Below are 26,134 nucleotides of genomic sequence, written 5' to 3' on the forward strand. Positions count from 1 at the left end.
GTAGTTAGTTTTCTCTCTATAAATAAAAGAGCTGCTTACAAATGAGGTGTTCTTTAAAGTTCCTATGCTGTATTAAAAGCTACTTTTTCCTTCTTCACATGACGGGATGCATAATCGTTTGCATATCGTTTTCATTACGTATATGTGCGGTATACTTGTTTATTTGTATGCAAGGCTTCAATTAAGGTGAAATTCATCTGTTTCATTTGCTCTTCTATTAAAGTAGCTGCTTAATTATAAATTTCTGTAATTCTATATACTACTTAGCGTTTCAACTCATTCAAAGTTCTTTATAAGTATAAATAAACAACTTCCTACACTATTTATTGGTTATTTACAGTTATGAGTGACAAAGAAAAGAATTGTAAAAAAAACCTTTACTTCTAGATTTATAATATGTTTAATTTTTATCTCTTTATTATTAATGAATAAATAACCACAAAGAGGAATTTTTATTATAGACAAAAATGCAAAAATTATATAATATTAGTAAATGTGTTAAAATTTATCAGGGAGGTTTTAAATTGGCTAGTTACGAATACCACAATTTCTCTAAAGAAGTAAGAGATGAATTAAGGCCATTGTATAAGTCAAATAACTACAGGGGTATAATTGGTATTTTGTATGATTACCTTATCATTAGTGCATCTATATTATTAGGTCAGTACAATATATGGCTTTATTTAATTGCTGTACTTATAATTGGCTCAAGACAAAGGGCTTTAGCAACAATACTTCATGATGCATCCCACCTATGTTTAGCCAAAAATCGAAAGCTAAATTACATATTAGGAACGTATTTTTCAGGTTATCTTATTGGACAAGAATTTAATATATACAAGGATTCTCACGTTAAGGGTCATCATACTTATTTAGGAGACCCCGATAAAGATCCTGATTATCAGTATCATATAGAAGCAGGCTTATATAAGTTAAAAAACAGCAATCATTTTCTTATTAAATATGTATTAAGGCCTCTCTTTCTACTAAATATCTTAAGCTACGCTTATTATGTTTTTAAATACAGAATGCTACAGCTTAAACAGTACCCTAAACAATTCACTGCTATGATTGTAATGTGGATTCTAATTGCTGGTGTACTTGCATACTTTGATTCTTTAAAATATCTTCTTCTATATTGGATTATTCCATATTTCACGTCTTTTATGGTGATTGGATGGTTTATAGAAATGGCAGAGCATTATCCATTAGTACTAAATAATAAAAAAAGTATTAAGATGACCCGTAATAGATATAGCCATTGGATTGAAGCATTCTTTTTGAGTATACATGCAGAGAATTACCATTTAACCCATCATCTTCAAGCTAGTATACCTTATTGGAATATCTCTAAAGCACATACTATTATGATGAAAGATAAAATGTATAGAGACCTGAATGAAAAAATGGGAGGAGTTTTTATATCTTCTAACTCTAATTCACCCTTAATTTTTGATTTGATAAAAAATAATAAATTACCCATTATAAAAAAATCGAGGAAAAGCGCATGAAAAATACATACACTCTAGGGATCATTTTGGCTTTAGGAGCAGCTATTTTAAATGGTACCGTAGGAATATTAAGTAAGGGTTTATTTTCAAGTAGCTTAACGCCAGCAGCTGTCTCATTTTATAAATGTTTTATTGCTTTTGCTGTCCTTTCTACATTTGCTATTTTAAACTCTAATTTCAGAAAAAATATTATTATGTTGACGAAAAACGTTAAGGCTATTTCCCTTTGTTCCTTCTTAGGAATATTTGTTTTATACTTTTTCGAAACAACTGCTTATAAATATGCTGTTGTACCTTTTGTTGTATTCATTTTACTAGGTTCATCTGTTCTAACAACGTTTGTATTTAGTTCGTTATTATTAAAGGAAAAAAAGAATAAATTAAAATATGTAGGACTAATCTTATTGATAATAGGTTTAATAATAATGGCTCTTGCACAAGGTGCTACTGGAGGGCTTTCAACGGGAGCAATACTTGCTGGAATTGCAGGTATTGGCTATGGTTTATTCCTAGTATTAACCAAAAAATTCTCCTTAGAGGGCGGTTTATCATTAATTTGGTACTTCATGTTATTTGGAGTCATTTACTTATTCGTTCCCTTCTATAAAGAAGGCATAGTAATGCCAGAATTTAGTTCAATGCCATCTTTAATAGCTTTGGCAATCTTTCCTACTATAGGGGGATTTTATTGCACAACAAGAGCTCTTAACTACTTAGAAGCTAATAAGGTTCAATTTTTAGAGTTAAGTGAACCAATATTCGCTACTGTATTTGCTTTTATTGTCCTTAAGGAAACTGTCCAAGGAATAGAATGGTTAGGTGCCTTTTTCATCTTAATTGCAATTTATATATCGGAGTATTCACCCAAACCCAAAGAGAATTTTGGGCATCTAGACAAATAGTTATACTATTTTGAAGCAAAATAAAAAAGGAACCCTAATTCCTTGGGACTGACCCCTTTTATCCTCTTAGGTACTGTTTTAGAAAGGCTACTCAAATGAGTAGCCTTTCCTTGTCAAATTTGGAGAAAAATCACTCGTACTTTCTCGTTGTTTCCAAGTTAGACAAATTGTACATCGAAGAGCTGACTTAAACTGATTTTATTCTTTAACTTAGATAAGTTATCAATGAAAATAAATGAATCCCCAAGAGAATCAACAAACTGAATGAAGCCTGTCTCTGTAATGCATTGGCCTCTCTTATAATAGGTAAGGTACACTTGTTTATTTGTATGTAAGGTTTCAATATAGAAGATTAATAAATTAGGAATTACAAAAAATACGTAACTATAAAATTCATAATCGTGATAATCGGTTTCTAAAACACAGCAAATTGATACTCTTTACAACAACTCAATATGAAAATTAACCCTTATTTGTTAACATAGGGATTTTTTTCGTTTTGTAAAGGGCATTATTTCTATTTTTAACACTTAGTTTACAATTTATCAAAAAACTATTAATAAACTTTCTCTATAATTCTCTTTAGTACATAAATCGCGATAACAAATGGAGGTAACAACATTGTTTAAAAAGAAGTTAAAGAAAAAGTTATTACCGGTAGCTGTTCTTTCAACAGTTGCTTTTAGCAGTTTACTTGTTGGTTTCTCCCCTGCAAGCGCAGAGGAATCTACTAAGAAAAAAGGGACTAATAATGGGAAAATTAAAAATGTCATTGTTTTAATTGGTGATGGCATGGGAGTTTCTTATACTTCTGCTCATCGTTATCTCAAAGACGATCCATCAACAAAAGTTGTTGAACCAACAACTTTTGATCAGTACCTTGTAGGTCAACAAACAACTTATCCAGAAGACCCTGAACAAAATGTAACGGACTCTGCTTCTGCAGCAACTGCTATGTCTGCAGGTATTAAAACATATAACAGCGCGATTGCCGTTGATAATGACGGATCAGAAGCAAAAACAGTTCTTGAAGCTGCTAGAGAAGAAGGAAAAGCAACAGGTCTTGTTGCGACTTCGGAAATTACACACGCAACACCTGCTTCTTTCGGATCACATGATCACAGCCGTAAAAACATGAACTCAATTGCCGATGACTATTTTGACGAAATGGTAAATGGTCAACATAAAATCGATGTTCTTCTTGGTGGAGGTAAAAGCAACTTTGATCGAAAAGATCGTAATTTAACAGAAGAATTCAAAAAAGCTGGATACAGCTATGTGGAAAATCGTGAAGATATGTTAAACGATAAAAACAGTAAAGTACTTGGTTTATTTGCTGATGGTGGACTTCCAAAGAAAATTGACCGTACAGAAGGAGTTCCTTCATTAAAAGACATGACAAACACGGCTCTTTCAAAATTAAACAAAGATAAAGATGGGTTCTTCCTAATGGTAGAAGGAAGCCAGATTGACTGGGCAGGGCATGACAACGATATCGTTGGAGCTATGAGTGAAATGGATGACTTTGAACAAGCATATAAAGCAGCCATTGAGTTTGCAAAAAAAGACAAACATACCTTAGTAGTAGCAACAGCTGACCACTCAACTGGTGGATACTCAATTGGTTCAGACGGTATTTATAACTGGTTCAGTGAACCAATCAAAGCTGCAAAGCGCACGCCTGATTTCATGGCTGAAGAGATTGCTAAAGGAGCAGGCGTTGAAGAAACATTAAAGAAATACATTGATCAAAATACCCTTGCCTTAACAGAACAAGAAATTAAATCTGTTGAAGCAGCAGCTAAGACAAAGAAAGTTCTTGATATCGATAATGCCATTGAGAATATTTTCAACAAGCGTTCTCACACAGGCTGGACAACAGGTGGACATACAGGTGAAGATGTTCCTGTATATGCATTCGGACCATCAAGTGAAAAATTTTCTGGATCAAATGATAACACTGATATTGCAAAAAATATTTTTGATGTCTTAGATTATAATATTAAAATTCAAGATAAGTAAGAAATAATTAGATAAGATAAAGTGTATCCCGTTGCTTTAGTTCAAGTAACGGGAACTTTTTTAGAATATAGAATCATACGGAGGCATCATCATGAAAAAGACTCTTTCTATATTATTTTTAATCATGCTGCTTGTTGGCTGTTCATCCAATACCAGTCCTGAAAACAATCAAACAAATGCAGCGAACAAAAATCAAACAGAAAATAATGATGACGAAAAAAATGATGAAACGAAACAGGAAAAGAATCAGAAACAAACTGAGAGCAAAATTGACAAATATCAGCCTAATTCTCAAGTAACAGATGACCGTTCATTGCAAAAAGTCGGTCAGACATATGCAGATGAAAAAGGTGAGACTACATTAAAAGCAATCAAGCCTATAAATAAAACTTATAAACTTGGTGAAATCGAGTTAACAGTAAAAGAAATGAAACTGATTCACTTAAGACCTGATTATAGTATGATCGATTATTTTCATGTCTTAACACATGACGAAGAGTTTGATTTTGTTAAAGTTTTCATTGAGATCAAAAACAATTCTTCAGAGAAAGTGAATTTTGCACCAATTGCCTTACTGAAAACGAGTACTGGTGAAACATTTGATTGGCAAAAAGATATTTACCTTGAAGAGTTAAATGGTGAAATTGAAGGTAATGGTACGAAGTTTGGAAACATTGGTTTTATTGTGAATACAACAGGTGGTCATGCCCACAAAGAGGGGCAAAACGAGTCGGATCACAAGGAAGAAAAGGATATTAAGTGGATTGAAATAACCACAAGTGATGTATTTGATAGAAACGAGAAAAAAATCAGCGAAGCACAAAAAATTAAAATAGAATTTTAACAAGAAAGGTAACAAAACAGGATATGTTATCCCCCTTTTGTTACCTTTTTTAATAATTGTTTTTTTATTACCTTTATTTTCAACAGTAATGTATTCTTCTGTTCCTTTGACTGAATAAATTTTTGTACCAACTTCATGATAGGTTGATTGATTATTTTCTCACACATCATTCGCTTTTGTTTTCTTTTCTACCGTACCAATCTGTTCTCCTATTTCTTTACTTTTATCTAATTTATCTTCAGTTCCGTTATATTTATTATTTTGAACCACAACAATTACAGCGGAACTTCCTTTATCAGTACCTGTACTTTCCTGATTACATGCAGTTAATATAACTAAATAAGCTATTGATAAGAAAATAATAATTTTTTTATATTGGCCTCTAAAGATTATTTTATGCACAATTATCTTTTGAATATTAAATAAATTAATATCCCTAATAAATTGTTCTTCACCTATATAAAATGAGATTTTGTATAGTAAACCTTCATTCATTTCCTAAATTAATAATTTCTACGATTAAAAGGTCTTTCCGTAGCAAACGAGATCCCCCAAAAATCTTCCCTTGAATGCAAGGCTTCAGGTATAAAGTTAAAAATCTAATGAAAGAGGACTGGAATTAGTCCTCTTATATGTGTTTTACTCCTTATTATTCCATAAAAAACGTTCGCAAAAGTGCGTGTTCTTAAAAAGACGTTCGTAATTCTTTTTTAACTTAAATGAACTTTAAAAATAATAAATTTTCTATCCAAAAGAAAAGTCCGTAAAAGTATACCTTTGCGAACTAATTAAAAGCTACCTTATGTAACACATAGGGTGTAAAAGAAATTTACCAAAAAACGATTACTCTAATCTGAGTAATCGTTTTTTTGATTTTAACTATCTATACATTTTAGTATCATTGTTGCTGCCAGATATACATTAAAATGCGATTTATTATAGCAATTGTAATATAAATAAGTGCCAGAGAATGCTTACCACTAGTGTATAGAGCAACAGAAGGAAGCCCGAATACAAGCAGTTCAAGCAATATATGCATAGGGGTAGATAGTTGAACGTAAGAACGAGGAGAACCAAAAATCCCCCAAACTACTGCAATTATTAACGGAGCACCTATTGTTAACAATACTCTCATTGACCCTTTTCCAGTTTGGAATCCCCAGTAAGCTAGTGAGCCAAGTGCGAACAATTCCAAAGAAAATCGCAACATTAAATTTAAAGTTTTGATGAAAGAAAGAAGATTCATATTAAATTAATCGTCTTCATTGTTTTTACTCTCTTGTTTCATCGCATTTATTCCTCTTAAAAAAATATCTACTAACATGAGAAGACTTACATCAAGATCATGGGGGAGACCAAATCCTTTTTTCTGCTCAAGTGAAGCAAAGCCGTGCAAAATACTTCGTAGCCCTCGTGCGGCGTGTAAAGTTTGCTCCTCCCCTAAGCCATATTCATTAAGTACTCGAATAACAATATTAATGGTTTCGTTTTGTATGTGCTTAAGTTCTAGGTCATCAGAATTAGGAGAACGAAGCATTGCTTCATACAACCCTGGATGATTACGAACAAAAACTATGTAAGCTTCCCCTAGTGCACGAACTGCATTATCTTGTGAACGTCCTACCGTTGCATGTATTAACGCTTTATAAAGTTTTTCGTAACCATAAACAGCAAGTTTTTTCCTTAATGCTGGTAATCCATTTACATGGTTATATAGAGAAGGTGGACGGATATTGAGTTTTTTAGCAAGTGAAGCTAATGTTACTTCGTCTAACCCTTGTGTATTTGCCATTTCTGTGGAGGCTTTTAAAATAGTGTCTAAATCAATTCCTGGTCTTGTGGCCATAGTTAGACCCCTTTCTTACTATAGGTTAAATGTGTTTTAAATTTAATCTAGCTTTTGTAATAGCGTTATTTATAGCTTTTTCTGGTTGTATTATCATTTTCCCATGCCCTACAGCAAGCAATGAAGGCTTGTAATCCAATAACTTGTGAGCGCTATGAAGTGCAACTTCCTTATTCCATGTAGCCATTGCTGGAAAGGGAAATAAAGGCTGAAGCTGGCCAGTTACTGCCATACCACCCCTTGTCTGAAAGGCATCACCAGCAATTAAGGTATTATTGCGGGTATCAAAAAATGCCATTGAACCTGGCGTATGTCCAGGAGCAGCTATCGCAATTAGTGAACCAATTTGATCACCATCTTGTAGTAAAACATCTGCTCGGGTTTCTAAATTTTTAGGTACTCCGCCACGGATAGGAGTATTCGGTTCATTAGGATCTAATGTAGTATCTCCACCCATTAAACGGGCCTCTCTACTTGAAATATATACAGGAACATTAGGAAGTAATAGCTTTATTCTATCAAGTGCTCCTACATGATCGTCGTGTGCATGAGTTAGGAGAATATGCTTAATAGGTTTGTTAATCTTTCTAGCAACTTTTAATATTTTTTTAGCACTGTAAGGAAGCGCAGCATCAACTAATGTTAAACTATGCTCCTCTTCAACTAGGTAACAATTTACTGGGAAAAACCCCGGTAGAAAAGTTAATTGATGTAAGTGTGCTTTATGAATAACCCTCATAAGAACATCTCCTTCGTATATTAGCTTAAAAACTATTTGTATTTACATATTAACTAATAACATTAGTTTAGACAAGGTTATATGTATAAATTTGTTTAATTTATATAAATAACCAATTGATTAGAAGAAGATTTTAAACGTTAAAACGAAAGAAAACTGCAAATACATCTACTTTTATGTACTCCTCTACGTTCTATAAATTGGGGAATTCAATCCCTAAAAGACGCATTTCATACTCTTAATTAGATTTTACAGGAACAATTATTGTTATAGGGTAAAAATCCAGTTACTGTTAAATAAAGACTTAACAACTTAGAGGGATAGGTGACTATATAATTGCAAAGATACAGATATAACAGTACTTTAAGAAAGGCTTTACTCGTAGATATAGAGGCAGCAAGAGAACTTATGATTAAAGTGGGATTAGAAGAAGGATTTACTAGCCGTGATACCATTATAATCAGTCAATTTATTGATCAATTGTTAAACCGATTAGAAAAGATTACTTCAACTGATTAGTTTTTGTTTTTAACGAAAATAAAAGCAACCTCATTCTCTAATGGCATTGGAGTGAGGTTGCTTTTTAAGGTAACTCTATAACTGTAGATAAATAGTAACATATTTTTTCTATATAGACTATATTTTCCGTACGAGCATATGTATAAAAGACAGCTTTTTTATACCTTCTTTCTTTATTTATTCCTCTGAGAAAGCCTTTCATATCAAGGATGTATAAAAAGCTGTATAAACGATAAAGAGGACCTCTTGAAGAATCCTGGGACTGCACCCTGTTTGTGAGACAGGACTCAAAGCACCTTTTAAACAGCCAGCTGCCGGTATTGTACTGGTGACTGGTTGTTTAGTTTCGTTTGAATACGGGCATTGTTGTAATAAGTAATATAGTTTTCGACGATTTGTTCGACGATGGTGGTCGTCGTATATGTTAACTCGTCGAGGTAGAACGTTTCAGACTTTAGCGAGGAATGAAACGATTCAATGGAGGCATTATCTGCGGGTGTCCCTTTACGGGACATACTCATAGTAATGCCTCTTTCTTTAATTTTTTGTTGATAGAGATGCGAGGTGTACACAGATCCTTGGTCACTATGCAACGTACATCCTTTAGGTAAAAAAGGAAGTTGGCTTAACGTATCTAAGACAAATTCTACATTTTGGTGATCACCAATCGAATATGCAATGATTTCCCCATTAAATAAATCTTGAATACTTGAAAGATACAACTGCTTAGGTCCAAAAGGCAAGTAGGTAATATCCGTTACTAATTTCTGAAGAGGGCGATCAGCTTGAAACTCACGATTTAATACATTCTCTGCAACCTGATAAGGTTGCCCTGTTTGCTTTCGTTTTTTTCGTTTTACGCGACATTGCCAACCGTATTTCTGCATGACACGTTGTACAAATTTATGGTTAATTTTCATCGTTCGATTGAGTAATGCTGTAATTTTTCGATAGCCATATCGAAACTTATGTTTTTGACATTGATCACCGATCTGTTGTTCCATCCATTTCTTTTTCTTTGTCCGTTCTGATTGTTCCTGTTTCCTCCGGCGATAATAAGTCGATCGAGGGATATCAAGGTGCTGACAGATTTGATAGACTGGCATCTTATCTTTTAACTCTTCTACTACGTTCACTACGATTTCTGGGACCACTTCCTCTCCAATTCCTTGTACTTTTTTAAGACCTCAATCTGTTGTGTTAAATACCGGTTTTCTGCTTTCAATTTGGACATTTCGTCTTTAAAGCCAGGTCCCTTTCCGTATGAATACTGCTTGCCTACAGGCTGTTCAAATCGATGCATTTCTCCATTTTTATACCATTTCATCCACCTTTTTAATTGGGTGTAACTGCGAATATTTAATTGGGAAAGCACTTCTTTGACAGGTAGACCAGCTAATCTCATCTCAATAGCTTTTATTTTTATCTCTGCTGGATAACTAACTCTTGTCCCCATAGAAAAAACACCTCCAAGTGATTGTTAGGTAGTATATACCCGTTTTTTAACTTAAAGGTGTTTTTTATTTGTCTCACTATTAGGGGTCAGTCCCAATGGTTCTTGATGAGGCCTTGTTTCTGCTTTATGCAGCTTTTTATACATCCTTGATCTAACAGGTTTTTCTCCTCAGGTGATTGGAGATAAGATGTATAAAAAGTGCACGCTTTATAATATGAAAAATAAGAAAAATATAGTAATTATGGTAAATATATGATATTATTTACTTGCGGTGCTATGCATTCTTCAACGAGTATGAATGACAAAAAGCAACCTCCTTCCAATGCCATGGGATATGAGGTTGCTTTTTATTTTGCTTACCTTTTGACTGGACAAATTATAACCTAATCCTATATTTTAAATATGTACATGTATATTTCACTTTTATCAACTATTAAAAGCAGCTATGATCAACCACACATGTAAGAAAAGCACCTTATTTAACTAAATAAGGTGCTTTTCTCTTTACTAAGTATTAAGAACTCTTATGAATGTTCCTTTTAAAGACTTTTCTAGAGCATACTGATTTAATTCTCTTACTTTGGTGGAGAGCTCTGTTGCTTTCTTCATTCGGACGTTCCCTACTAACACAAAGGGATCAATAATCCGTACCTTTTTCTTTTGGTGTATGTCATAATCTACCTCATCATTTATTACTTTTTTGCTCATATCTTTCATTTTTTGTAGCACTTCATGGTCTTTGCTGTCAATTAACTTTCTCCAAACTGTTTCATCATCCGATAATAAGTCATCAAAATGAATAATCTCCTTGGCCATTGCGATCTTTAATATATCCGTTAGTATAGCATACCCATATACATTTGATGGATGAAGAAAGAAGTCAATGACCTCCGTATAATAAGCTTTAACAAACCATTCTGCAGCCTCAATTGTTTTTAAAAAAATTTTGCCGTCAACCACTCTTAATTCATCTACAAATTTACAAGCATTGTCTGAAGAAATCATATTATAGGTAGATAAATCACGAAGCGTATAATCGATGCGGTCTGCACACAGCAAAGGAAGAGGTTGTTCTAATAAGGACCATTTCTCAATAGGCAATATAGACAAAATATTAAATCCATGCTTTTGTAAAACAGAAGGGATTTCTGATGATTGAATTATTTTGTCAAATATTTGATCGTGAAAATCCTGTTCTGGATTATTTAAAACAAAATCTATGACATGAGAAAAAGCTGTATGAGAAACGTCATGTAATAAGCCAGCTATTTGTTCTTCTATAGATCCACCTAACCTTCTAATCAATAGCATGACACCTACAGAGTGTTCAAATCGTGTTACATTCCACTTTGGATTCACTAAATAACTTGCGCCACCTTGGTGAATCTTTTTCAGCCTCTGAAGGGGCTCAGTATGTATTAATTCTGCTAGGACTGGTTCTAAGTGAAAAGATCCATAAATGAAATCATGAATTTTCATAAAACGACTTCACTTTCCCTTCTTTTGTCACATCTATATCATTTAGTAGAATAACGCTCTGCAAGCTTCTCTTTATGCGAACTGAATATTTCTTCTAAAGAAATATCATATTTGTTAGCAATAACAATCAAGTTACCTAACACATCTCCTAGTTCTTCCGTTAATTCTTTCTTATTTTCTTCCAAAGTTCCAGTTACTTCATCTGGTCGATCCCTTCCGATTTCTAAAGCCCTAATAGCTCGTGCTACTTCACCTGTTTCCTCGGCAAGAAAACCAATTCGAATAAAGATATCTAAATCTGACCAACCTCTCATTTTGTAGTAGTCCTTTACCCATTGTTGAAATTCTGTTACGTTCATTAAATGGTTCCACCTTCCTTTTTTAACTTCAACTAAGTTTACCAAATCATCCATTATTATGTATAATCAATAACGGTGATTACATAGGAGGGGATCTTTATGAAAAGAATAGCTGTATTTTGTGGATCAAGTAATGGAGCATCTGACCTTTATATTCAAGGTGCAAAGGACCTGGGAAAAGAACTTGCTAAACGTAATATTTCGCTCGTATATGGTGGAGCAAGTGTTGGAGTAATGGGTGCTGTGGCTGATGCCGTGTTGGAAGCTGGCGGACATGTCATTGGCGTCATGCCTACTTTCCTTGAAGAAAGAGAAATTTCTCATAAAAACCTGTCAGAGCTTATCGTTGTTAAATCTATGCACGAGAGAAAAGCCAAGATGGCTGAACTTGTAGATGGATTCATTACATTACCAGGTGGTCCAGGTACACTAGAGGAATTCTTTGAGATTTTCACATGGGCTCAGTTAGGGTTACATCAGAAGCCTTGCGGATTATTAAATATTAATGATTATTACACACCACTTATTTCTTTATTTAATCACATGACAGAAGAACAATTTCTACAGGAAAAATATCGTTCTATGGCTCTTGTAGATACAGAACCACAAGGTTTATTAGATCAATTCAATACATATCAACCTCCTTCAGTTAAAACATATATCACAAAAGCACAAAGCTAACAAAAAAACAGGATTAGACACTATCTAATCCTGTTTTTTTGTTAGCTTAAAATATAATTTCGTTTACTTCTTTTAATGTAACGAATCTGCCACCTAGCATATTATTATGATGTTCTACTATTTTAGAAGCTGAAAGCACAGCCGTATCAAATGTGCTATGGGCATCTTTTACTAAGATATTCTCTTTATACCCTAAGCTATATGCTCTCCTACAAGTAGTATCCAAACAAAATTCAGTTTGCATACCTGCAATGACTAATTTTCCGATTTCAAGTTCCTGAAGTTTTTTGTATAAAGTTGTTTGATAAAATGCGTCCCAAGAAGATTTTTGAATAACTATATCCGTTGGTATGGGGCCGACATCCTGATGGATTTCCCATGTGACTTTTCCTTCACTAAGCATACTATCCGAACTGGGGTCTGTATGCTGTATATAGATAATTGGCACATTAGATTTGTGTGCTTTTTCCCTTAGAGAAGTAATATTTTTAAGTACTTGTTGTTCATTACATAAAGATCCACCTTCATAAGAAAACATGATGTTTTGAACATCGATAAGCAACAAAGCTGTTTTTTCACTCATTTAATTGTATCCCCCTATTGAGTTTTGTGGTAAAAAATTCAAAATAATATTATATCAAATTAAAATCTCATATTATATAGCTTGATCCTGCAAAATCTAGCTTTCTTTGAAATGTACATAGTATATAAATGTAGTTACCATAATGTTTTTATCGGGATTTATCTGTATATACGTAAAAGCCATTTAAGACCTATCTTAAATGGCTTTTACAGTGGTTATGTTATTTTATTTACTCATCAATAATTATCGTATCAGCATTTATATCTTCAAAACAAAGGTTTACTGTTCTTTGCTTCGCTCTGGTTCTATGTACGGTTCCAGCTGGTATAAGTAACGTATCATTAGGTTTTAAAACAGCAGTATCCTTACCTTTAAAATCAATTAAAAGTTCTCCCTCTAAAACCATAAAAAGCTCATCCGAATTAGAATGATAGTGCCATTTGTATTCGCCTGAAAATACAGCTATACGAAGGCAGTGATTATTAATATTCGATACAGGAAAATTCACGTGTTGATCTTTAATATCTTTTGTAATTTCTTGAAGATTAATCTTTTCTAGCTCTAATTTCTCTACCATTACAATTCTCCCTTTATATTTTCTTTGTAATAAATTCAATTTAATTTCCCCATATACACTAAACCATTTGAACGATTTCTATTCATAGTTGTATATTCTAATTTCTTATATGCTAAGGTTTCAAATTGATCTATCCATTCTTTCACGCGTTCTTCGCTATGATGACGTAAAATAGCCCCATCTGGTAACTCAAAAACCCCATATGTATGATACTTAGTGAGTCCCTTTTCATAACGTAATTTATTTCTTTCATCGCTATTTAGTAGAAAATCGTTGATGTAAATAATACCTCCTGGCTTTAGTACCCGTTTAATCTCATTTAAAATAGCGTTTTGTTCCTCATTTTTATGAACACATGTTAAAACTGCAAAAAGTAAGACAGCATCCAAAGAATCATTAGGAAAAGGAAGCTTCCCACTTTGAATAACTTGAAAATCGATTTCTGAGTTATGAAACTTAGCTCTTTTAATCATTTCTTCTGAAAAGTCTACACCATGTAAATTGTTATAATCGTAGCTTCTTAATTCCAATAAAGTCCGTCCATACCCACAACCATAATCTAATATGACAGCATTGTGATTAACATGTGTTAGGAATAATTCAGGTTGAAAAGGCGTAGTAAATTCTTTTTTATTAGCTACTTCATTCCAATATTCATCTTGTTTGATCATCTTTATGAAACATCTCCCTATTGATCTATCAACTTTGATTGCATCATAGCATGTAAAAACATAAAATAATGTGAGATATCTCATATTTTTATAATAGTAGGAGAAAAAATGAAATTTTTAAACGACCCTATGCAAAGTTACTATGTCGAGAAATACTCTATTCAATCACTTTTTTCCTTTCCAATTACTCCATTTATTCAGGTCTGCGAATTTGAACGTGGTGAATTTATTTATAAGGAAGGATCCTATCCTCAATATATTTATTATCTTGTTGAAGGTAAGGCAAAACTCTATGTTACACACGAAAATGGGAAAGTGTCCTTGATTAATTTTTTACAAGCTCCAACATTTATGGGGGAAGTGGAACTATTAAATTCACAACGATATGCTAAAGCCATACAAACTATCACAAAAACCATTTGTTTGGCTATTCCTATTGATACCTGTAAAAATAAGCTCTTAACAGATGTTATATTTCTCAGATATTTATGCAGTTTTTTAAGCGAGAAAGCAACTAGAATTTCAGCAAAGTATACACAAAATCAGGCCTATCCACTTGAGAACCGTCTTGCTGCTTTTATAATGTTGTCGGCTGATGATAACTTTTATAAAGAAAAACATACTGAAGTATGCGAATACCTGGGTGTATCATATCGCCATCTACTCCATGTACTAGCCCAACTATGTAAATCAAATACTATTGAAAAGCAGTCACGAGGCTACATTATTAGAGACAAAGAACGTTTGAAAAAATTAGCTGAATTAAATTAAAGACACTCATAATAACCTCGTTTCATAAGAAAGATAATTATATGTATATGATATAAAAGGTAGTTACCATAATCATATGTATCGAAAACAGTTTAAAAGAGCCAGTCCCTTTATAAGTCTTGGCTCTTTTGGACTAATTATATTTAATTCATAGCTCAATGATGGAATACACGTATACCTGAATGTGCCATGATCATCCCGTATTCATTTGCTGCCTGTGTAACTTGTTCATCTCGTAAAGAATTACCTGTTTGAACCACATATTTAACGCCACTTTGAGCCGCACGATCGATATTATCACGGAAAGGTAAAAAAGCGTCGGATGCATAGGAAACGCCTTTTAACCTTTTTAGCCATTCTCGTTTTTCACTCTTACTTAGCCTAGCAGGGACCTCCTCAAAACATTGTTTCCAGTGCTCATTTTCTACCTCAGTAATATCATCATTAAGCCATCCATCAATTGCATTATTCACTTCTACACGAGAAATGCCTTCTCTGAACTTCATGTTAAGGGCCCTTGGATGTTGTCTTAGCCACCATTTATCAGCTTTTTCAGCAGCCAACCTCGTACAATGAATACGGGACTGCTGTCCAGCACCAATTCCAATTGTTTGGCCATCTAATGCGAAACAAATGGAGTTTGATTGTGTATATTTTAATGTAATAAGAGCAACAAGAAGATCTCTCTTTGCATTTTTAGGAATATTACATTGAGTAGTAACAATACGATTAAAAACTTCTTTCCCAATCTGTACATCATTTCTTTGTTGTTCTAGAGTAATTCCAAATACCATTCTTTTTTCAATTGGGTCAGGCACATAGTTTGAATCAATCTCTAAAATTAGATATTTTCCTTTCTTTTTCTGTTTCAAAGCCTCTAATGCTTCTTGAGTGTAGCTTGGTGCAACAATCATATCAGAAACCTCTGTTTTGAGGAGAGTAGCTACAGTTATATCCACTTCATCACTAAAAGCAGCACAATCTCCAAACGATGACATCCTATCTGTCCCACGCGCTCTTGCATAAGCAATCGCTAAAGGAGACAGGCCTAGGCCTTCAACAAAATAGGATCCAGTAAGTGTCTCATTTAGTGGAGAGTACACAGCTGCACCTGCTGGACTTACGTGTTTAAAAGATGCAGCTGCAGGTTGACCAGTCGCCTGTCGAAGCTCTCGGACCAGTTGAAAAGCATTTAATGCATCTAGGAAGTTAATATAACTCGCCTCTCCATTTAAGATTTTAATAGGCGTGTTCTCAGCATTCTGAACGTTAGCTTTACTTTGATTTGGATTCATCCCATATCGTAAACAAATTTCTTTCACTTAAAAATCTCCTTTCTAAATAAAAAAAGTATTTGAACTCATGTTCAAATACTTTGCCCAGGCGTACGGCCGTTATCTATGTGCTTCCTCATGGTCCTCCATGTTTACGCCAGTAACACATAGTCTGTTTTATAAGAAAATTTTACATAATAAAAATAATTTTAACAATACCTTTATCCAAATTTTTCTTTTTTAATTATATATCATATACAAATCTAATTTACACAACAGGTATTACCGGTAGTAATAAAGTCTATATATTTTCTATATAGACTTTACCAATTTATTCTTATACTGAGGCTGAAATCTTTTGTTTTTTTCGTAAGCGTAAAAAGCCAGAAGCTGTTAAAACACCTACAATAACTAAACACGTACCTATCACTTGAGGTAATGTAATAAGGGCACCCGTTAAAATAGAAAGCATCATGGTGACGACTGGAACTAAATTAAAAAATAAAGACGTATTACTTGCACCAATCGTAGCCATTCCTTTATTCCACCACAAATAGCCTAATACACTTGTAAATAGAGCCATAAAGAGAATAGCTCCCCAAGCTGACCACGTAACGTGAGACAAGGGCTGAGGGCTTGGTGAAAAAGCTCCTAAGATTAAAAGACAAAGAGAACCAACAATCATTGTATAAGTAGTGGTCTCCATCGAAGAACTACCATTCAAATATTTTCTTCCTAATACACCATATAAAGCCCAACATAGATTCCCTGCTAAGATAAGTAAATCACCTTTAGAAATGGATAATGTTTGAATAATTTCTAACGAACCTTGCGTAAGGACAAGAATAACACCTACTAAAGCAAAAGAGATACCTACCATCTGTTGTTTTGTAATAGAATTCTTTAAAATAAAATAAGCAAAAATTGCAGTTACCAAAGGGTTAGTTCCCATGATGAGAGCCCCGTTTAAAGGAGACGTATATTGCATTCCTAAAAAGAAAAAAGCATTGAACCCAAAAATCCCTATGATGCCAAGTAAGATATACATTTTCCAATGAACCTTAATAGTTTTTGACTTTATTTGTTTCTGTAATCCTAATATAAGAACCATAACGAGTGCAGCAATGCCAAATCGCCATGCCGCAGCACTTGCAGGGGAGAAATACTGAACAGCATACTTAGCCAGGTTGAATGTAGCACCTGTAAATATAGCGAAACCTATCAACATAAGGTATATTCTACTTTTCATTTTTCAAGTCTCCAATCATTGTTTCATACGTCCCTAATTTCTCTTTTGTTACGTTCATAACTGTTTCAATCTCTTGTTTTTGTTTTTCTAGAAGAAGTAAATGTTTGTTTAAAATATCTGCCCTCGTTTGAATTTTTTTTAATTGAATGGCAGAAGAACCAATATTTTCTAGGAGACATCCATCCTTTAAAAATTCTTGAATATCCTCTAGAGACATTCCTGTTTGTTTTAATATTTTCATAAATTTGAGTAGACGAATTTCACCTTCCGTATATCTTCTTTTTCCACCTTTTCTTAATGGTGAAGACAATAACCCAATCTTTTCATAATAACGTAGCGTATGAGCTGTAAAACCTGTTTTCGTAGCAACTTCAGATATACTATACAATTCTATTTCCTCCTTTATTTAGATGTTACAACTTAGAGTTAGCTCTAAGTCAATGGTTAATTTGCAAACAATAAAAAAAGACTCAGATTTTTTCTAAGCCTCTTCGTTTAATTAACATAATGTGCCTTATCGGAAACCAATAATAAAAAGCCTTTAGATACTTATTTCTAAAGGCTTAAAGATACGTTTTTTATTTTTAACTTACTACCATGTTGTTTCTTCTTTATCTGTTAGTTTTACAAGAAACGGAAAAAAAACAATAAAGAGTATAGCAACTACTCCACTTAAATAGCCTAGTCCTATTAAAGGACTAGCACCTTTAAAAGAAACAAATTGTCTTTTATTACATTTAGGACACTTCTTACCATTCTTAGAAAAACCCAGTAACCATACGCTCTTGGCATTCCATTTGTGTTTACAATGATTGCAACAAGCCATCTAGATGTACCACCATTCTCTTAAAATCACATTCCTATGTACAAAGATCTTATCAGTTTTTATTAAAACGCTTATTTTGTTTTCTAACATTAATAACTTTCCAGACAAACAAGCCCATAGAAACTAATAAAATTAACCAAAAAATTTGGAAAGATATATCTGCCCAATTAATACTCGATGTATTCATATTATCCCCTCCTGATAATATATACGAATGAATTCCATAAAAGTTACATATTTTCATTATTTATACAAATGCATCTTTGAAAACCTATTGTATACGACATTATTGTTAACATAATCCACATTCTAGGAAGTGAAAAGAGGAGCTAAAGCTCCTCTTTATTTTTATAAATCTTGATTAAAAGTCTCAGCAATAAACATAAATTCTACATCGTCTTTATGAATAAAAAATGTAGTACATCCATCAATATCCGTGGTCCTGTTTGATTGAGAACATATAACGTCTACCTCAACTAGTTCAAAATTAACAGCATCAGTACTTTCAGTATCCAAACCAGTTGTTAAATAGTGAACACTATCTCCAAAAGACTTGAAAACAAGCCTTCTTCCTTTTAGTTCCTCATCGTTCACCTCAAAATAATCGTTATTCAGTATGCCTTTAAAGGATGCCATTTTTGGAAAGCATTCAATATGATGGATACCTTCATAACACCTTAAGCTAAACATATAAGCGTGTGTTTCATTTGGCTCAATCTCAATACCGTATTTATAAGTAAACGTCTTATAAACCATTTCATAAAATAATGGAATGACAATATCGTCCCAAGCATCATAAGCATGAGCATGTATGGGAATTAGATGAGGGTATAAGCTCGTAATTGCTTGTTGGAAATTCAACAAAATGTCTGTGTCAGTAAGTTCACTCAAAGCAGCATCTACTTCATGATTCTTAATCTTAGATAATCTATTATCAATCATTAAGCCATCCCTCCTTATAAGAAAAGTGTTACTCTTTAATTATACCTTTATCGGGATTAATAACTGTATACCATATACATTGCTAGTTTACATAAACACTCTTCTCAGCACAAAAGGAGCACCTGATTACTTATTGATGCTCCTTTTCTTTCTATTAGTTATTAACAAAATTTATCTATGAGATTATCCTTTTATAATGGTTTTCTATTCTTTTTAAGGAGATAAGAATATGAGGTTGTTCGGAGGGTGTAAAGAATTTTAAGTCTTCCTGATAGTCATCAGGAGAGAAATACAATTTACCCCACTTTTTTAAGACCCATCCTTTAACCCCTTTAGGAATAATTCCATATTGATCTGATTTTAGATTGTTTATATCTAAAATACTAGAGTTTCTAAATCTCATTAGTGAATTACTCTCATATATCCGACAAGGCTTTATAAATTCAATTCTGTATAATTTTTTCTCTTGTAGTAGCATGTTATCCCAACCCTTGATGTCAATATTTATCTTAAATTTTGCATTGAAGTAATACTAATTAATACTCTTTCCTTTAATCCACTATAACTAGAATTCTATTGAGCTTGATTTGTAGTTAACGTAATTTGCCTTTTAGGAGGTATTTATAATTTATTCGAGTATTTCTCGACAATAATGATTTTAATTTTCTTTAATTATACTTGAAGGGCTCTTTTTGTTAGGCAAAAAGACAAACTTCGAATCAATAATGAAATGTAGTCCGATAGGAACCCATAAAGAGCCTGTCCCCACAAAAAGAAAAAACATAATACCACCTAAATAGGAAGTGAATAGCACTCCTTTCCAGCCTTGGTACAGATGAACAATTCCAAATAACAGACTTGAAATAATTCCAATCGCAACGATAGATAAATCAAAAGGTAAGTGGTCGAAATAATGAAACATTGCACCACGAAAAATAATCTCCTCGCAAATTCCTGCTGTAACTGCTATCAAAAGGAAAAACAGCCTTTCCTTGAAGTTTGATGGCAACAAGAATTGAATACTCTCATCACTTAATCCTTCGGAAATTTTCTCTCTAGCCTTCTTGGAAAAAGAAATCATAAAAACAATTATTGCAATACTAATTCCTGCCCCCACTCCCGCAGACAGTAAAAAATCTTTATCTAAAGAAAATAAAGGTTTTTTAATAAAAAATAAGTTGTTAAACGCGTGTTTAGTCAAAAGCCAATAGACTAAAAATATGATGACCAATATCCATTGGGTAATAACAATTTCTCCGTACATTCGCCACTTGTTTAGTTGGTTACTTTTTATTTTCTTTAAATAAAAATAGTCCCATACTGGATACCCTACAATAATTAATAATAAAAACAGAGTAAGAAATATCATGTTTATCACCTCTTAGTTGTTAATTATTTTCAAACCCAATTTATTATAACATTGTTATTTTTAGTAATTAGAATAAATTATGTTTTATTTTCCAATTGTAAACAATTAATACTGTAACCATTTTTGTATTGGACACTAACAAAAGAGAGGTGTTAACGTTGAGACATCTATCTAGGATCCTTATTCGATGAGCAAGAAAGCGCCCTCCTCTTCCAAAAGGTAATTTCTTTTATTTTTAAGTTTTGTTTAAACTTTTTCATACCTCTAGTTTTCATAAAACGAATTCTAGGAAACAAATAAAGACAGCAGCCAATATAGAATTAGCTGCTGTCTTTATTTGTAGGTTTAGTTTTCATAAAAATCCCTGCTAATCCAATGAAAATAGCAGATACAAGTAATGCAGTTACTCCCTGCTTTAAAATAAAGCTAAAGACCATTACAGAAAGTAAGCTTAACAAAAACATTGATTTAACTAACATATTTCTCTTATCCATTTATAATCATCTCAATTCTGCGTACGGATAACATATAAAATTAGTGGCGTTTCTCTCTTTGTCCAACGATCCAAGCTAATACTAAAATAGAAGCTGTTACTACAAAAGCTGTAAGCATAACTATATTCACCTCTTATTCCTTATAATTACATTTTAACACATTATAAAGAGGGCGAAATAAATGAATACGATATACAAAGCTAGTTTACATAAACACTCTTCCGGAATACATCATAAAAAGGAACCCTTCTGGGAGTAAGGGTTCGAAAGAGGTCTCAATTATGAGTTATGCAGCTTTTTATACATCCTTGATTTATTAGGCTTTTTATTAGAAGGACCAACTAAATCGATGAATAAAAAGCGCACCTTTTATTCATATACTTCAGACCCCAAAAATAGCATTTGATACCATAATATGCCACACTACGGGTCAGACTATTTTTACAAATTTCAACGTAGCAAAAGAGCAACCTCTGCAGTGGACGAGAGGTTGCTCTTTTATTTTGTATATGTAGCAACACATTCAAATTAGTGCTTAATTACAGAACATGGTAATCTACTTATGTTTCATACTTCGGATACGTATGGACAAACCCTTACAAAAAAAGCAACCTCGTTCATTGGCCAATGCCGAGGTTGCTTTTTATTTTGCTTACCTTTCAGGACGCTTAGTTACGTATATTTTATATGTATAAGGTATTTAATTCTCCCTCTTAAAACTCATGATTCATACTCCTTTTCTTCATCAATCCATCTATCTTCAGTCAATAGTCCACACTTAGGGCATTTATATTTCGTATCTATTTGAGTTGTTATTTCCTCAACATTACAAAGTTCACATAAATGAATTAAAAACAAATATCACCACACTCCTAATAAATAGAAAACACATTATTATTATGGGTTTCATAAGTGATAATAACATCTTTTTCATACTTTAGAAGGTTACGTGAGATAAAATTAGCTTCTCAGTTTAAAAAAGAGAGCATCAAACGCGTGCTTTAATACAACAACTGTTTTTTAATAATTTTAGGTAAAATATCTTTATCGTTTGACAAAGGATAAGTCTTCCATTATCATCAACTCAAACTTATTTACGGGGAGAGTTAAAGATGAAAATTTATGTTGATGCAGATGCTTGTCCGGTAAAAGATATCATTATTTCTGAAGGTACGAATGCTGAAATTCCTGTTATCCTTGTTACTAGCTTTTCTCATTTTTCTAATGTGGAACAACCATCAGGAGTGGAAACCATTTATGTTGACTCTGGGGCAGATGCTGCGGATTATCGGATTATGGGGTTAGTAGAAAAAGGAGATATAATTGTTACGCAAGATTATGGTCTTGCTTCGCTAGGTTTAGCAAAAGGGTGTGTGGTACTTCACCATAATGGGTCTAGCTATACAAATGAAAACATTGACCAATTATTACAAACGCGTTATTTGAGTGCAATGGCTCGAAAAAGTGGAAAGCGTACAAAGGGGCCAAAACCATTTACACCCGAAGACAGAGAGAAATTTAAGGGGCTTTTTAAAAGAGCAATTTCACGCTGAAAAAGAACCATCTATTTTCAAAAAAAAAAACCAGAAAAACAAATTGTCCAAATATTAAACTAACCTGCTCTGTTAGCTTAAGTAGAAATACCAATAGGCGACCTATTCTTTCTGCTCAGAAAGATAAAGTCACCTACACGATTTTTCCGTTCATTATTATTTACCCTTTCTTTTTTCCTATTTATACATTTATTGTTTTACATATTTCTGTTCTAACTGATTTACTACATCTTCCTGACATTCATTGATAAATAAATAAGTAAGGTATGAATGTAAATCAAATCGCTCTTCATTAATAAATGTAGAGAAAACCTGTTTATATTCGCTCAATAGTTTGACCTCCTTTATGCAAGTCCCTATTTTTTATTATTGACAAACTAACAATCTCTTATACATACAAATTAACAAAATATTTAATAGGATAAGCTGTTTTCATCTTGTACTGGCCCCGCCTACGTTATATACAATGATAGCAAGCTTATTTCCATTGTACATGTAATCGCTTACAAAATAAATTAAAATAATTGAATACTCTGTTTTTAAATCGATATTAGGGGCAGTATGGAAAATTCTATATGTAGCTAAAAATTAAAGAAAAGTCCGCAAAAGTATAACTTTACGGGCGATGCATTTTAGTTATTTTGTATTAAAATATACTATTTCTTTAATAAAGAAGATCTACAAGAACATATGTTTGACTTTTTTAAGGTGGCTATGATATGTTTCTTATCTATACATAGTAGAAAATGAGGTAATTAACTATGAAAAAAGGTGAATTAATTGATGCTGTGGCGTCAAAGGCTGAATTAACAAAACAAGACACGAAAAAAGCCATTGATGGACTATTTGCAACGATTTCTGCCACACTGGCAAAAGAAGAAAAAATCCAAATTGCTGGATTTGGTACATTTGAAGTACGTGAACGTGGAGAGCGTACAGGACGTAACCCACAAACAGGTGAACAAATTGTCATTCCAGCTACAAAGGCTCCAGCCTTCAAGCCAGGTAAAGAATTTAAAGAAGCTGTAAAATAAAAAAATATCTACACGAACTCTCCAGAACCTTGCTCTGGAGAGTTTGCATAGATTCAATCAAAAAAAGATAAGACCTAGCCACCATGCCATACGGAAACACTTATAAATTACGCTTTAATGCCAAATTTAAACTCAATTTCATGCTTTAAAATTTCTGCACCTCGTGGGCTTAATATAATTCCTTTTGCATATTCCCTGTTTTGTGAGGTCACCTCACCGGTAATCATACATTCATTTTTGGGTTTGTATTTCTGAAGAATAATATGATTGCCATCGACAAATATTTCTACAGGATCTTTTTCTTTAATAGTAAGAACCTTCCGTAACTCCACAGGAATTACAATACGCCCCAACTCGTCTACCTTTCGCACAATACCCGTTGTTTTCATACTTTTCTCAACCTCCAAAGATAAAGCAAGGGACATGAAATCTAGACATCCCTTTTATAGAATTAAATTTTTGCTGCATCATTTGTTTATTCTTATAGAAAAACAAAGGGATTTTGTTAACTCTTCTTTTTTAAGAAAGTAATTTAGCACGAGAATAAATAGTTACACAAATTACTTGATACTATCCCCTTGCATTTCTTTTAAATTGTTCTTTCACATACGTACACGTGCGCTCATGATTACGGGAAAAGAAGTGATCCTTTCTATGGTATACTTTTACCCCACAAGATGGACAAGTAAAGAAGCCAATTGTTAGCTCACACGGTACCTCATGTGCGTAAAACTCACCAGTTGCTGTAAACATCACTACATGATTAGCTTTTTCGATTTTGGCTCTCACCCTCATTTCCCCTTATCCATATTTTTCATCTACTTCTATGATAAGGGCTATATGGTAAGAATACAAAAAATAAGCACCCCCCCGTGTGTTGACATAAAACGCTGCTTTTATTGTTGTTCAATATAGACTGTATGTACCATTTTCATTCAATTCTAACCCACGTTTTCCTAATAGGTTGCAAGGAGTACCTCAAAGAATTTGGACTATCGTGCTATAAAAAATTTAAGAATCCCTGTTTACCTTATGGAATTTTCATCTACAGTTTTTATTTTATTGAAGTCCCTATTTATATAAAAGAATGTTTTTTTGCATTTTAAAAATTAAAGTCATTTTGAATAAACAACAATAATAATATGAAATATGATATATTTTTATTGTAAAACGATAAATTATATGTTAAATTCTTATTTGAAATTTATTAAATGAGGTGTTTTATTATGAAACAAAGTTCAACAATATTTTTAAAGATAGCTCTTTTCTTTATGGGAGCTCCAGTTCTTGCTTTAGGTATATATGGATTATTTTATTTAGCTAACAATACAGCAAATGCAGATTACTCCTACATACTATATCCTGCTGTAAGCATTATGTACCTTTCAGTTATCCCTTATTTTCTTACGTTATATCAGGCTTTTCGACTTCTTATCTATATTGACCAGAACGAGGCGTTTTCTAACATTTCTGTAACAGCATTAAAGAAAATAAAGTATTGTGCACTTGTGATTAGTGGCTTGTATGTGATAATGATGCCATTTGTTTTTTTGGCAGCAGACAAAGACGATGCTCCAGGCCTTATAATAGTGGGAATGGTACCTATCTTTGCTTCATTAGTCATTGCAGTATTCGCTGCGGTTCTTAAAAGACTTTTACAACAAGCAATTGATATAAAATCAGAGAACGATTACACAGTTTGAGGTGGATAAAGTGGCAATTATAATTAATATTGATGTCATGTTGGCTAAAAGAAAAATGAGTGTAACGGAACTATCGGAGAAGGTAGGAATAACGATGGCCAATCTTTCTATCTTAAAAAATGGCAAGGCGAAAGCCGTTAGGTTTTCAACTTTAGAAGCTATTTGCAAAGCCTTAGAGTGTCAACCTGGTGATATTTTAGAGTACAAAGATGAAGAAGATGCTTAAAACAGTCACAAATGAAGTAAGGGAAAGAACTTTAACGAGATTGGTTAAGGAGATTAGTTAGTTAAAGAGAAATACACGTTAAACTGAGGAGAAATTTAATGAGTTTTACTGGTCTAATTATGCTCTTTGTTTTATTTCTTATATTAGTTTTTATAGTAGTTGGAGTACTTTCTCGTCGTAGAAATACTCAAAACAAACCATCATTATGGGGAATTGGAGTACTTTTACTACAATTACTACTCATCGTATTATTTTTCACTGAAATTACAGCAAAATTTAATGAACTATTTTTTGATATCCTTTGGTGGACTATAGTTACATCCGGCCTCATCATTGGAATACGTAAATTTAAAAATAATGTAATCCTTTCTATATTAAATATTTTCATCAGTCTTATATTAACAATTTTTATGCTTCTATTATTGTTTATAACATCTATGTAATCATTAAAAATAAATATTTTATCGACCTTAAATAAAAATTCAAAGTAAAAGAGTAGCATTC

32 protein-coding genes and 1 riboswitch are annotated in these 26,134 nt (G+C 32.9%); of the genes, 12 read left to right on the plus strand and 20 right to left on the minus strand.

Annotated features, from left to right (window positions below; genetic code table 11):
• Positions 1-524: 524 nt before the first annotated feature.
• The 4 genes from gntB to AC2YJL_RS24395 all read left to right on the plus strand — a co-directional run bounded on the left by gntB (position 525) and on the right by AC2YJL_RS24395 (position 5,279).
• Complete coding sequence (gene gntB / locus AC2YJL_RS24380) at positions 525-1,511, plus strand: guanitoxin biosynthesis L-arginine gamma (S) hydroxylase (RefSeq protein WP_251569176.1); 987 nt, start codon at positions 525-527, stop codon at positions 1,509-1,511.
• Positions 1,508-2,413 (plus strand): DMT family transporter, encoded by a 906-nt coding sequence (locus tag AC2YJL_RS24385; RefSeq protein WP_251569175.1) that lies wholly within the window; start codon positions 1,508-1,510, stop codon positions 2,411-2,413. The genes gntB and AC2YJL_RS24385 overlap by 4 nt, the downstream gene beginning before the upstream one ends.
• A gap of 621 nt (positions 2,414-3,034) precedes the next feature.
• Complete coding sequence (locus AC2YJL_RS24390) at positions 3,035-4,435, plus strand: alkaline phosphatase family protein (protein ID WP_285852995.1); 1,401 nt, start codon at positions 3,035-3,037, stop codon at positions 4,433-4,435.
• Positions 4,436-4,526: 91 nt separating this feature from the next.
• Entirely contained in the window at positions 4,527-5,279 is a 753-nt protein-coding gene (locus AC2YJL_RS24395; protein ID WP_251569173.1) for a hypothetical protein, read from the plus strand.
• A 159-nt stretch (positions 5,280-5,438) separates the two neighbouring features.
• On the opposite strand, the gene AC2YJL_RS24400 is transcribed toward AC2YJL_RS24395, so the two are convergent.
• From AC2YJL_RS24400 to AC2YJL_RS24415, 4 genes are all read right to left on the minus strand, one after another.
• Positions 5,439-5,774, minus strand: a complete 336-nt coding sequence (locus tag AC2YJL_RS24400; protein ID WP_251569172.1) for a hypothetical protein — start codon at positions 5,772-5,774, stop codon at positions 5,439-5,441.
• Between the two features lie 403 nt (positions 5,775-6,177).
• The gene (locus AC2YJL_RS24405; protein ID WP_153252725.1) at positions 6,178-6,525 is read right to left on the minus strand and encodes a YrdB family protein; all 348 of its coding nucleotides are present in this window, start codon (positions 6,523-6,525) and stop codon (positions 6,178-6,180) included.
• A gap of 6 nt (positions 6,526-6,531) precedes the next feature.
• Positions 6,532-7,125, minus strand: coding sequence for a TetR/AcrR family transcriptional regulator (locus tag AC2YJL_RS24410; RefSeq protein ID WP_061860265.1), 594 nt, complete (start codon positions 7,123-7,125; stop codon positions 6,532-6,534).
• Positions 7,126-7,150: 25 nt separating this feature from the next.
• Positions 7,151-7,864, minus strand: a complete 714-nt coding sequence (locus AC2YJL_RS24415) for an MBL fold metallo-hydrolase (RefSeq protein WP_061860266.1) — start codon at positions 7,862-7,864, stop codon at positions 7,151-7,153.
• A gap of 336 nt (positions 7,865-8,200) precedes the next feature.
• Here AC2YJL_RS24415 and AC2YJL_RS24420 point away from each other — a divergent pair, with 336 nt between their 5' ends.
• Positions 8,201-8,383 (plus strand): aspartyl-phosphate phosphatase Spo0E family protein, encoded by a 183-nt coding sequence (locus AC2YJL_RS24420; RefSeq protein WP_061860267.1) that lies wholly within the window; start codon positions 8,201-8,203, stop codon positions 8,381-8,383.
• 299 nt (positions 8,384-8,682) lie between these two features.
• On the opposite strand, the gene AC2YJL_RS24425 is transcribed toward AC2YJL_RS24420, so the two are convergent.
• The 3 genes from AC2YJL_RS24425 to AC2YJL_RS24435 all read right to left on the minus strand — a co-directional run bounded on the left by AC2YJL_RS24425 (position 8,683) and on the right by AC2YJL_RS24435 (position 11,677).
• Positions 8,683-9,839 (minus strand): IS3 family transposase gene (locus AC2YJL_RS24425; protein WP_230932234.1). Its coding sequence is split into 2 segments (ribosomal slippage): positions 8,683-9,569 and positions 9,569-9,839, totalling 1,158 coding nucleotides; the frame shifts between segments, so codons are not numbered across the junction.
• A 507-nt stretch (positions 9,840-10,346) separates the two neighbouring features.
• Positions 10,347-11,318, minus strand: coding sequence for an HD domain-containing protein (locus tag AC2YJL_RS24430; RefSeq protein ID WP_230932233.1), 972 nt, complete (start codon positions 11,316-11,318; stop codon positions 10,347-10,349).
• Positions 11,319-11,356: 38 nt separating this feature from the next.
• Positions 11,357-11,677 carry a MazG nucleotide pyrophosphohydrolase domain-containing protein gene (locus AC2YJL_RS24435; RefSeq protein WP_098598822.1) on the minus strand — a complete coding sequence of 107 codons (321 nt, stop codon included), beginning with the start codon at positions 11,675-11,677 and terminating at the stop codon, positions 11,357-11,359.
• A 99-nt stretch (positions 11,678-11,776) separates the two neighbouring features.
• On the opposite strand from AC2YJL_RS24435, the gene AC2YJL_RS24440 reads away from it, so the two are divergent.
• Complete coding sequence (locus tag AC2YJL_RS24440) at positions 11,777-12,358, plus strand: LOG family protein (protein ID WP_162213444.1); 582 nt, start codon at positions 11,777-11,779, stop codon at positions 12,356-12,358.
• A 46-nt stretch (positions 12,359-12,404) separates the two neighbouring features.
• On the opposite strand, the gene AC2YJL_RS24445 is transcribed toward AC2YJL_RS24440, so the two are convergent.
• From AC2YJL_RS24445 to AC2YJL_RS24455, 3 genes are all read right to left on the minus strand, one after another.
• A complete protein-coding gene (locus AC2YJL_RS24445) occupies positions 12,405-12,941 on the minus strand; it encodes a cysteine hydrolase family protein (protein WP_230932232.1) in 537 nt (178 codons plus the stop codon).
• A 229-nt stretch (positions 12,942-13,170) separates the two neighbouring features.
• Positions 13,171-13,518, minus strand: a complete 348-nt coding sequence (locus AC2YJL_RS24450; RefSeq protein ID WP_230932231.1) for a cupin domain-containing protein — start codon at positions 13,516-13,518, stop codon at positions 13,171-13,173.
• Between the two features lie 35 nt (positions 13,519-13,553).
• The gene (locus AC2YJL_RS24455) at positions 13,554-14,189 is read right to left on the minus strand and encodes a class I SAM-dependent methyltransferase (RefSeq protein WP_230932230.1); all 636 of its coding nucleotides are present in this window, start codon (positions 14,187-14,189) and stop codon (positions 13,554-13,556) included.
• Positions 14,190-14,297: 108 nt separating this feature from the next.
• Here AC2YJL_RS24455 and yeiL point away from each other — a divergent pair, with 108 nt between their 5' ends.
• Positions 14,298-14,960 (plus strand): transcriptional regulator YeiL, encoded by a 663-nt coding sequence (yeiL, locus tag AC2YJL_RS24460; RefSeq protein WP_230932229.1) that lies wholly within the window; start codon positions 14,298-14,300, stop codon positions 14,958-14,960.
• 155 nt (positions 14,961-15,115) lie between these two features.
• Here yeiL and AC2YJL_RS24465 read toward each other — a convergent pair whose 3' ends face one another.
• From AC2YJL_RS24465 to AC2YJL_RS24495, 7 genes are all read right to left on the minus strand, one after another.
• On the minus strand, positions 15,116-16,282 hold the full coding sequence (locus AC2YJL_RS24465) for a phosphoribosylaminoimidazolecarboxamide formyltransferase (protein ID WP_230932228.1): 1,167 nt from the start codon (positions 16,280-16,282) through the stop codon (positions 15,116-15,118).
• A gap of 48 nt (positions 16,283-16,330) precedes the next feature.
• A riboswitch (ZMP/ZTP riboswitch) is annotated at positions 16,331-16,409 on the minus strand.
• 162 nt (positions 16,410-16,571) lie between these two features.
• Positions 16,572-17,483 (minus strand): DMT family transporter, encoded by a 912-nt coding sequence (locus AC2YJL_RS24470; RefSeq protein ID WP_230932227.1) that lies wholly within the window; start codon positions 17,481-17,483, stop codon positions 16,572-16,574.
• A complete protein-coding gene (locus AC2YJL_RS24475) occupies positions 17,473-17,877 on the minus strand; it encodes a MerR family transcriptional regulator (protein ID WP_372586398.1) in 405 nt (134 codons plus the stop codon). The genes AC2YJL_RS24470 and AC2YJL_RS24475 overlap by 11 nt, the downstream gene beginning before the upstream one ends.
• Before the next feature lie 484 nt (positions 17,878-18,361).
• Complete coding sequence (locus AC2YJL_RS24480) at positions 18,362-18,496, minus strand: hypothetical protein (protein ID WP_269067566.1); 135 nt, start codon at positions 18,494-18,496, stop codon at positions 18,362-18,364.
• 161 nt (positions 18,497-18,657) lie between these two features.
• The gene (locus AC2YJL_RS24485) at positions 18,658-19,251 is read right to left on the minus strand and encodes a hypothetical protein (protein ID WP_230932225.1); all 594 of its coding nucleotides are present in this window, start codon (positions 19,249-19,251) and stop codon (positions 18,658-18,660) included.
• Between the two features lie 658 nt (positions 19,252-19,909).
• Entirely contained in the window at positions 19,910-20,620 is a 711-nt protein-coding gene (locus tag AC2YJL_RS24490) for a CPBP family glutamic-type intramembrane protease (RefSeq protein ID WP_407818445.1), read from the minus strand.
• 320 nt (positions 20,621-20,940) lie between these two features.
• Positions 20,941-21,099: a hypothetical protein gene (locus AC2YJL_RS24495; RefSeq protein ID WP_179212638.1), complete on the minus strand. Its 159-nt coding sequence runs from the start codon at positions 21,097-21,099 to the stop codon at positions 20,941-20,943.
• Between the two features lie 1,127 nt (positions 21,100-22,226).
• Here AC2YJL_RS24495 and AC2YJL_RS24500 point away from each other — a divergent pair.
• Positions 22,227-22,667: a YaiI/YqxD family protein gene (locus AC2YJL_RS24500; protein WP_028409936.1), complete on the plus strand. Its 441-nt coding sequence runs from the start codon at positions 22,227-22,229 to the stop codon at positions 22,665-22,667.
• A gap of 189 nt (positions 22,668-22,856) precedes the next feature.
• Here the strand turns inward: AC2YJL_RS24500 and AC2YJL_RS24505 are convergent, their stop codons facing one another.
• Positions 22,857-22,997: a hypothetical protein gene (locus AC2YJL_RS24505; RefSeq protein WP_230932223.1), complete on the minus strand. Its 141-nt coding sequence runs from the start codon at positions 22,995-22,997 to the stop codon at positions 22,857-22,859.
• A 431-nt stretch (positions 22,998-23,428) separates the two neighbouring features.
• On the opposite strand from AC2YJL_RS24505, the gene AC2YJL_RS24510 reads away from it, so the two are divergent.
• Positions 23,429-23,701 carry an HU family DNA-binding protein gene (locus tag AC2YJL_RS24510; protein WP_230932222.1) on the plus strand — a complete coding sequence of 91 codons (273 nt, stop codon included), beginning with the start codon at positions 23,429-23,431 and terminating at the stop codon, positions 23,699-23,701.
• Between the two features lie 107 nt (positions 23,702-23,808).
• Here AC2YJL_RS24510 and AC2YJL_RS24515 read toward each other — a convergent pair whose 3' ends face one another.
• Together AC2YJL_RS24515 and AC2YJL_RS24520 are read right to left on the minus strand one after the other, a co-directional pair.
• Entirely contained in the window at positions 23,809-24,090 is a 282-nt protein-coding gene (locus AC2YJL_RS24515; protein ID WP_230932221.1) for an AbrB/MazE/SpoVT family DNA-binding domain-containing protein, read from the minus strand.
• 181 nt (positions 24,091-24,271) lie between these two features.
• Positions 24,272-24,490: a hypothetical protein gene (locus AC2YJL_RS24520; RefSeq protein ID WP_230932220.1), complete on the minus strand. Its 219-nt coding sequence runs from the start codon at positions 24,488-24,490 to the stop codon at positions 24,272-24,274.
• A gap of 437 nt (positions 24,491-24,927) precedes the next feature.
• Between AC2YJL_RS24520 and AC2YJL_RS24525 the strand changes: the two genes are divergently transcribed.
• The 3 genes from AC2YJL_RS24525 to AC2YJL_RS24535 all read left to right on the plus strand — a co-directional run bounded on the left by AC2YJL_RS24525 (position 24,928) and on the right by AC2YJL_RS24535 (position 26,073).
• Positions 24,928-25,404 (plus strand): DUF2975 domain-containing protein, encoded by a 477-nt coding sequence (locus AC2YJL_RS24525; RefSeq protein ID WP_230932219.1) that lies wholly within the window; start codon positions 24,928-24,930, stop codon positions 25,402-25,404.
• Positions 25,405-25,414: 10 nt separating this feature from the next.
• The gene (locus AC2YJL_RS24530) at positions 25,415-25,630 is read left to right on the plus strand and encodes a helix-turn-helix domain-containing protein (protein WP_098315267.1); all 216 of its coding nucleotides are present in this window, start codon (positions 25,415-25,417) and stop codon (positions 25,628-25,630) included.
• 98 nt (positions 25,631-25,728) lie between these two features.
• On the plus strand, positions 25,729-26,073 hold the full coding sequence (locus AC2YJL_RS24535) for a hypothetical protein (RefSeq protein ID WP_230932218.1): 345 nt from the start codon (positions 25,729-25,731) through the stop codon (positions 26,071-26,073).
• Positions 26,074-26,134 lie beyond the last annotated feature (61 nt).

It is taken from the genome of Priestia sp. SRI_019, from assembly GCF_057586255.1.

What these genes read in the sequence shown, in the direction of transcription:
- AC2YJL_RS24400 (WP_251569172.1), bottom strand. Translation starts at nt 5,774, where the DNA reads ATGAATGAAGGTTTACTATACAAAATCTCATTTTATATAGGTGAAGAA.
- AC2YJL_RS24415 (WP_061860266.1), bottom strand. Translation starts at nt 7,864, where the DNA reads ATGAGGGTTATTCATAAAGCACACTTACATCAATTAACTTTTCTACCG.
- AC2YJL_RS24500 (WP_028409936.1), top strand. Translation starts at nt 22,227, where the DNA reads ATGAAAATTTATGTTGATGCAGATGCTTGTCCGGTAAAAGATATCATT.
- AC2YJL_RS24405 (WP_153252725.1), bottom strand. Translation starts at nt 6,525, where the DNA reads ATGAATCTTCTTTCTTTCATCAAAACTTTAAATTTAATGTTGCGATTT.
- AC2YJL_RS24435 (WP_098598822.1), bottom strand. Translation starts at nt 11,677, where the DNA reads ATGAACGTAACAGAATTTCAACAATGGGTAAAGGACTACTACAAAATG.
- AC2YJL_RS24480 (WP_269067566.1), bottom strand. Translation starts at nt 18,496, where the DNA reads ATGAATACATCGAGTATTAATTGGGCAGATATATCTTTCCAAATTTTT.
- AC2YJL_RS24495 (WP_179212638.1), bottom strand. Translation starts at nt 21,099, where the DNA reads ATGTTAGTTAAATCAATGTTTTTGTTAAGCTTACTTTCTGTAATGGTC.
- AC2YJL_RS24510 (WP_230932222.1), top strand. Translation starts at nt 23,429, where the DNA reads ATGAAAAAAGGTGAATTAATTGATGCTGTGGCGTCAAAGGCTGAATTA.
- AC2YJL_RS24440 (WP_162213444.1), top strand. Translation starts at nt 11,777, where the DNA reads ATGAAAAGAATAGCTGTATTTTGTGGATCAAGTAATGGAGCATCTGAC.
- AC2YJL_RS24535 (WP_230932218.1), top strand. Translation starts at nt 25,729, where the DNA reads ATGAGTTTTACTGGTCTAATTATGCTCTTTGTTTTATTTCTTATATTA.
- AC2YJL_RS24470 (WP_230932227.1), bottom strand. Translation starts at nt 17,483, where the DNA reads ATGAAAAGTAGAATATACCTTATGTTGATAGGTTTCGCTATATTTACA.
- AC2YJL_RS24455 (WP_230932230.1), bottom strand. Translation starts at nt 14,189, where the DNA reads ATGATCAAACAAGATGAATATTGGAATGAAGTAGCTAATAAAAAAGAA.
- AC2YJL_RS24430 (WP_230932233.1), bottom strand. Translation starts at nt 11,318, where the DNA reads ATGAAAATTCATGATTTCATTTATGGATCTTTTCACTTAGAACCAGTC.
- AC2YJL_RS24490 (WP_407818445.1), bottom strand. Translation starts at nt 20,620, where the DNA reads ATGATATTTCTTACTCTGTTTTTATTATTAATTATTGTAGGGTATCCA.
- AC2YJL_RS24445 (WP_230932232.1), bottom strand. Translation starts at nt 12,941, where the DNA reads ATGAGTGAAAAAACAGCTTTGTTGCTTATCGATGTTCAAAACATCATG.
- AC2YJL_RS24515 (WP_230932221.1), bottom strand. Translation starts at nt 24,090, where the DNA reads ATGAAAACAACGGGTATTGTGCGAAAGGTAGACGAGTTGGGGCGTATT.
- AC2YJL_RS24385 (WP_251569175.1), top strand. Translation starts at nt 1,508, where the DNA reads ATGAAAAATACATACACTCTAGGGATCATTTTGGCTTTAGGAGCAGCT.
- yeiL (WP_230932229.1), top strand. Translation starts at nt 14,298, where the DNA reads ATGAAATTTTTAAACGACCCTATGCAAAGTTACTATGTCGAGAAATAC.
- AC2YJL_RS24410 (WP_061860265.1), bottom strand. Translation starts at nt 7,125, where the DNA reads ATGGCCACAAGACCAGGAATTGATTTAGACACTATTTTAAAAGCCTCC.
- AC2YJL_RS24525 (WP_230932219.1), top strand. Translation starts at nt 24,928, where the DNA reads ATGAAACAAAGTTCAACAATATTTTTAAAGATAGCTCTTTTCTTTATG.
- AC2YJL_RS24450 (WP_230932231.1), bottom strand. Translation starts at nt 13,518, where the DNA reads ATGGTAGAGAAATTAGAGCTAGAAAAGATTAATCTTCAAGAAATTACA.
- AC2YJL_RS24395 (WP_251569173.1), top strand. Translation starts at nt 4,527, where the DNA reads ATGAAAAAGACTCTTTCTATATTATTTTTAATCATGCTGCTTGTTGGC.
- AC2YJL_RS24485 (WP_230932225.1), bottom strand. Translation starts at nt 19,251, where the DNA reads ATGATTGATAATAGATTATCTAAGATTAAGAATCATGAAGTAGATGCT.